Source organism: Kitasatospora sp. NPDC057512, assembly GCF_042802135.1.
GTDB lineage: Bacteria > Actinomycetota > Actinomycetes > Streptomycetales > Streptomycetaceae > Kitasatospora.
In genome coordinates, this window is record NZ_JBHVET010000554.1 from 1 (window position 1) to 5,936 (window position 5,936).

A 5,936-nucleotide genomic window follows, 5' to 3' on the forward strand; every position below is an offset into this window, starting at 1 on the left:
CGCGCCGTCGCCGAACTTGGTGAAGAAGCCGACCGCGGCCTCGGCCGCGTGGTCGGTGCCGACGACCAGCCCGCCCTTGGCACCCGCCGCCGCGTACTGGACCACCATCCGCTGGCGGGCCTTGACGTTGCCGCCGACGAAGTCCTCGTGGCCGTGGTCGCCGTAGGTCAGGCCGGCGGCCTTCAGGGCGGCGAGCGCGCCGTCGGTGGCGGGCTTGACGTCGACGGTCAGCACCTCGTCGGCGCGGATGAAGCCGAGCGCGAGCTGGGCGTCCGCCTCGTCCGCCTGGACGCCGTACGGCAGCCGCATGGCGGTGAAGGTCACCTGGCGCCCCTCGGCCCGCAGCCGCTCGACGGCGAGCTGGCACAGGCGCCCGGCGGTGGTGGAGTCGACGCCGCCGCTGATGCCGAGCACCAGGCTGCGCGCGCCGGTGGCCCGCACCTGGTCGGCCAGGAAGTCCACCCGTCGCTCGGCCTCCCTCACGGGGTCCGGCACGGGGACGACCCCGAGGGCACGGGCGATCTCCCGCTGGACGTCGGCGGGCAGGGGCTCGGTCATTCCGACTCCTCGGGACGGTGGGTACGTGACGCGATCACGAGGATACGACCACCGGCGACGCGGCCGTCACGGGCGGGGGGCCTCCCCCGGTTCCGCCGCTTCGCCCGGCCCGTGCTGCGCTGCCCGCGCATCCGCGTCCGCCGCCGCCTCGGGCGCGTCCGGCTTGCGCAGCGAGACCGGCCGCTCCGGGCCCGGCGCCGGGTGCGACAGGATGTCGAGCACCACCCGGCCGTCCACCGTCTCCTGGGCGACCAGCAGCGCCGCCAGCTCGTCCAGGTGGCGCCGGTGTTCGGTGAGCAGGGCGACGGCCCGCCGCTCGGCGCCGCGCAGCAGGCGGGCCACCGCCTCGTCCACGGCGCGCTGGGTCTGCTCGGAGTACGGGCGGCGCAGCAGGTCCTCGGGGTTGTCGCCGAGGTAGTGCGGGGTGCCGCTGGAGTAGCCGACCGGGCCGAGTTCCGGGGAGAGGCCGAACTCGCGGACCATCCGGGTGGCGACCGAGGTGGCGTTGGCGAGGTCGTTCGCGGCGCCGGTGGAGCCCTCGCCGAAGACCACCAGCTCCGCCGCCCGGCCGCCGAGCTGGACGGTGATCAGGTCGGTCAGGTAGCCCTCGCTGTACAGGTGCCGTTCGGCCTCGGGCAGTTGCTCGGTGGCGCCGAGGGCGACGCCGGCCGGGAGGATCGTCACCTTGGCGACCGGGTCGGCGTGCTCACACAGCGCGGCGACCAGCGCGTGTCCGGACTCGTGCACCGCGACGGCGTGCCGCTCGTCGGGCAGCAGCGCGTTGGAGGACTCCCGGCGGCCGAGCAGCACCCGGTCGCGGGCGGTGTCGAGGTCGTCGGCGGTGAGGGTGGCCCGGTCGGCGCGCACGGCGTTGATGGCCGCCTCGTTGACCAGGTTGGCGAGGTCGGCGCCGGAGAAGCCGGGGGTGCCGCGGGCGAGCCGCCCGAGGTCGACGTCCGGGGCCAGGGTCTTGCCGCGGGCGTGCACGGCGAGGATGGCGGCCCGCTCGGCCTGGTTGGGCAGCGGGACGGTGACCTGACGGTCGAAGCGGCCGGGGCGCAGCAGGGCCGGGTCGAGGGCGTCCGGGCGGTTGGTGGCGGCGATGACGACGATGCCGGTGCTCTGGTCGAAGCCGTCCATCTCGGCGAGCAGCTGGTTCAGGGTCTGCTCGCGCTCGTCGTTGCCGCCGAGCCGGGTGCCGCCCGCCCGGCGGCCGCCGACGGCGTCGATCTCGTCGATGAAGATGATCGACGGCGCGCGTTTGCGGGCCTCGTCGAAGAGGTCGCGGACCCGGGAGGCGCCGACGCCGACGAACATCTCCACGAAGCCGGAGCCGGTCACCGAGAGGAAGGGCACCGAGGCCTCGCCGGCGACCGCCCGGGCGAGCAGGGTCTTGCCGGTGCCGGGCGGCCCGACCATGATCACCCCGCGTGGCCCCTTGGCCCCGGCGGCAGCGTACCGCTCCGGGCTGCGCAGGAAGTCGACCACCTCGCTGACCTCCTGCTTCACCCCCTCGTACCCGGCCACGTCGGCGAACCCGGTGTCCGGCCGCTCGGCCTCGATGATCTTGGCCCGGGACCGCCCGATGGCGCTCAGGCCGCCGCCCAGCGAGCGGGCGGCCATCCGGCCGGACCAGAGGAAGAGCCCGCCGAAGATCAGCAGCGGCAGGAACAGCAGCAGGGTGGACCAGATCGAGCCGCCGCTGCTGCTCCGGCTGCCGGTGACGGTCACGTGGTGGTCGGAGAGCGCGCTGCTGAGCTGGGAGGTGTCCAGGGCGGTCGGGATCTGGCTGGTGAAGTGGGTGCCGTCCTTGAGCGTGCCGCTCACCGCGCCGGTGTCGCTGACGTCCACGGTCTGCACCTGGCCGGCGTCGACCCGGTTCACGAAGTCGGTGTAGCCGTAGCGGGTGCCGGGCTTGCCGGGGTTGGAGAAGAGCACCAGCAGGAGCAGCGTCGCCAGCACGGCGACGGGCAGCAGCCAGCGGCGCCAGGAGGGCGGCGGGGGCTTGGCCGGGCCGCCCGGGCCGGGGCCCGGGCGCTGGTTCCGGCCTGGGCCTGAGCCCCGGCCTGAACCCGGGCCTGAGCCCTGGCCCGGTCCCCGGGGTTGGCCCCAGCCGCCCTGCCTCGGGCCGGGGTCGGGGCCGGAGCCCTGGCGGGTCCCGGGGCCGGGGTCGGGGCCCTGGCGGGTACCGGGGCCGGGGTCGGAACCGGCGCCTGGCGGGGTCGTGGGGTGACGGGCGGCGCGCAGCCGGATTCGTGCGATCATCCACGCTCACCGCCTCTCGGGGGGCCGGACAGCCTCCGCCCCTCCATGGTCGGACTCTCCGCGCCCGGACGGGAGGCCGAAGGGGGTGGCAGCGGTCCACTCGGGGGTACGCCCCGCCCGGCGCGGGCCGGTTCAGGAGAGGCGGGCCGGCTCAGGAGAAGCGGGCCGGCAGGAGAGGCGGGCCGGTTCAGGAGAAGTCGAGCGCGTCCGTCCGGGTCCGCTTGAGCTCGAAGAACCTCGGGTAGCCGGCCAGCAGCCGCACACCGTCGAAGACCCGTACGGCGTCCTCGCCGCGCGGGATGGCGCTCAGCACCGGGCCGAAGAAGGCGACGCCGTCCACGTGGATGGTCGGCGTGCCGACCTCCTCGCCGACCGGGTCCATGCCCTCGTGGTGGCTCTTGCGCAGGGCCTCGTCGTACTCGGTGCTGTTCGCCGCCTCGGCCAGCTCCTCCGGCAGGCCCGCCGCCGCCAGCGCCTCCCGGATGACGGCGTCGTCGGCGGCCCGGTCCTGGTCGTGCAGCCGGGTGCCGAGCTCGGTGTACAGCTCGCGCAGCACCTGCGGGCCGTGCTGCTCGGCGGCGGCGATGCAGACCCGCACGGGGCCCCAGCCGGTGGTCATCAGGCGCTGGTAGCGCTCGGGCAGGTCGGTGCGGCCCTCGTTGAGGACGGACAGGCTCATCACCCGGAAGTTCAGGTCGAGTTCGCGCTGCTTCTCGACCTCCAGGATCCACCGGGAGGTTATCCAGGCGAAGGGGCAGACCGGGTCGAAGTAGAAGTCGACCTTGACGGTGTCGTTGTCGGCCCGGTGGCCGCCGTTGCCGGGGTGCCGGTCGGGAAGCTGGGCGGAAAGCTCGGTGGAAAGCCGGTCGGGAAGCTCGGCGGCGAGCTGGTCGAGGTGCTGCTGGGCGGGCGCGGTGTTCGTCACGTCGTTGGTCACGATGAAGAGATTAGTGACAGAGTGGCCCACTCTCCAGGGCCAATCAACGGGCATTCCAGTGGGCCACTTTCACTCCAGGCCGTCCGGCCCCGCACGCCCCGCACGCCCTGCGCGCCCCGCACGCCCCGCACGCCCTGCGCGCCCTGCACGCCCTGCACGCCCTTCCGACCGCTCAGCCGCAGGTCGTCCCGTCCGCCGGCACCGTCCCGTCCAGCAGGTAGGCGTCCACGGTCTGCTTCAGGCACGGGTTGCCGGTGTTGTAGCCGCCGTGCCCCTCGCCCTGCAGCGTGACGGTGACGCCGACGCCCGCGCCGAGCTGCTGCGCCATCGTACGGGCGCCCTCCACCGGGGTGGCCGGATCGCCGGTGGTGCCGACCACCAGGATCGGGGCGGCCCCCGGTGCGGACACCTCCGGGTGGGCGGCCTTGCCGGGAACGGGCCAGCCGGTGCAGGCGGTCAGGCCCCAGGCGGTGTAGGACCCGAACACCGGGGAGGCGGCCTGGAACTGCGGCAGCTGCTGCTGCACGTCCTGGTCCGAGTAGCGCTGCCGGGCGTCCACGCAACTGATCGCCCGGTTCGCGGCGTTCAGGTTGCTGTAGTGCCCCTGCGCGTCGCGCCCGTTCAGCGCGTCGGAGAGCTGGAGCAGCGTGTCGCCGGTCCCCTGATCCATCGCCTGGGTGAGCCCGGCGGCCAGCACGGGCCAGGTCTCCTGGCTGTACAGGGCGCCCGCGATGCCGGTGATCGCCAGGCTCTCGGTGAGCTGCCGCCCCTGCGTGGTGGGCAGCGGCGACTGCGCCAGTTTCCGCACCAGGGCGGTGACCTTCGCGGTGCCCTCGTCGCCGCCCGCACCGGTCGGGCAGGCGGCCCCGGCCTGGGCGGCGCAGGCCTTCATGAAGTCGCCGAGGGCGAGTTGGAAGCCCTGGGCCTGGCCGAGCGCGGCCTGCTGCGGGTCCTTGGTGGGGTCGACCACCGAGTCCAGCACCATCCGGCCGACCTGCTGCGGGAACAGGTGGGCGTAGACGCCGCCGAGCTGGGTGCCGTAGCTGATGCCGAAGTAGGACAGCTTCCGGTCGCCCAGCACCTGCCGCATCAGGTCCATGTCGCGCGCGGCGCTCTCGGTGTCCACGTACGGCAGCACCGCGCCGGAGTTGTGCTCGCAGGCGGCGACGAAGCGGGCGTTGCCGTCGTCCAGGGCCTTCACCGCGTCGGGGGTGTCGGGGGTGCTGTCGGCGGCGGTGGCGGCGTCCATCGCCCGGTCGTCCAGACACGTCACCCCGTCGCTGGCGCCGACCCCGCGCGGGTCGAAACTCACCAGGTCGTAGCGGGAGTTGAGGGAGGAGTAGGTCGCGGCCAGGGCCGGCAGGGTGGCCACGCCGGAGGCGCCGGGGCCGCCGAAGTTGAACAGCAGCGAGCCGATCCGGTGCTGCTCGTCCTTGGCCCGGCTGCGGATCAGCGCGAGGCCGATCGTCGCGCCGTCCGGTTTGCCGTGGTCCAGCGGGGTCTTGAGGGTGGCGCACTGCCAGTCGGCGGCGGGCGCGGTGCCGTCGCCCTGGGCGCCGGTGGGGGCGGCGCAGGCGTGCCAGTCCAGCTGCTGGGCGGCCAGTCCGGTGGCGGCCGCGGTGGCGGTGCCGGTGCCGGTGCCGGTGCCTGCCGCCGTTCCGGTGGCCGGGGAGGTCGGGGAGGTCGGGGAGGTCGGCGCGGGCTCCGCGGCGGAGGAGCCGTCGCCCTGGCAGCCGGTGGCGGCGGTGAGCAGCAGGACGGTCAGGCCGAACGCTCCGGCGCCGCGGACGACGGTGTGCATGGGGCGGGTCCACCTCTCGGTCGGCCGGGCACCCCGGCGCGCGGTCTCGGGCCTGCCGGACACCCCGGCGCACGGCGGGAGGGCTCACGGCGGGACGGCCTACGCCTGACGGGCCTGCGTGCGCGCGGCACTCGGTTCGCCGACGCACCACAGACCCTAGGGGCCGGGGACCGCCGATGCCCTGCGGAGACCCCCGGACGGGGGGCTTGCGCCGAACCGGCTGCCACCGGCCGACCGGGTGACGGGCCGGTGGACTGACGGGCTCGGTCCGACCCGGCTCGGTCCGACTGCGGAGCCTCTCGGTGGCGGCGGGGCACGCCTCTCCGCTCCCGGGCTCTGTCGCCACCCTGTCTCGACCCTGCCGATCGGCAGGGT

At 75.0% G+C, this 5,936-nt stretch carries 4 protein-coding genes; all 4 read right to left on the minus strand.

Annotation, left to right across the window (positions count from 1 at the left end):
• Positions 1-558 (minus strand): ammonia-dependent NAD(+) synthetase (gene nadE, locus ACFU6K_RS28905; RefSeq protein WP_380667901.1); only part of this gene is annotated, 558 nt, incomplete at its 3' end.
• 66 nt (positions 559-624) lie between these two features.
• A complete protein-coding gene (ftsH, locus tag ACFU6K_RS28910) occupies positions 625-2,535 on the minus strand; it encodes an ATP-dependent zinc metalloprotease FtsH (protein ID WP_380667905.1) in 1,911 nt (636 codons plus the stop codon).
• Positions 2,536-3,010: 475 nt separating this feature from the next.
• Entirely contained in the window at positions 3,011-3,565 is a 555-nt protein-coding gene (locus tag ACFU6K_RS28915; RefSeq protein WP_380667907.1) for a DsbA family protein, read from the minus strand.
• A gap of 367 nt (positions 3,566-3,932) precedes the next feature.
• Complete coding sequence (locus ACFU6K_RS28920; RefSeq protein ID WP_380667903.1) at positions 3,933-5,561, minus strand: alpha/beta hydrolase; 1,629 nt, start codon at positions 5,559-5,561, stop codon at positions 3,933-3,935.
• Positions 5,562-5,936: the final 375 nt, after the last annotated feature.

What these genes read in the sequence shown, in the direction of transcription:
- ACFU6K_RS28920 (WP_380667903.1), bottom strand. Translation starts at nt 5,561, where the DNA reads ATGCACACCGTCGTCCGCGGCGCCGGAGCGTTCGGCCTGACCGTCCTG.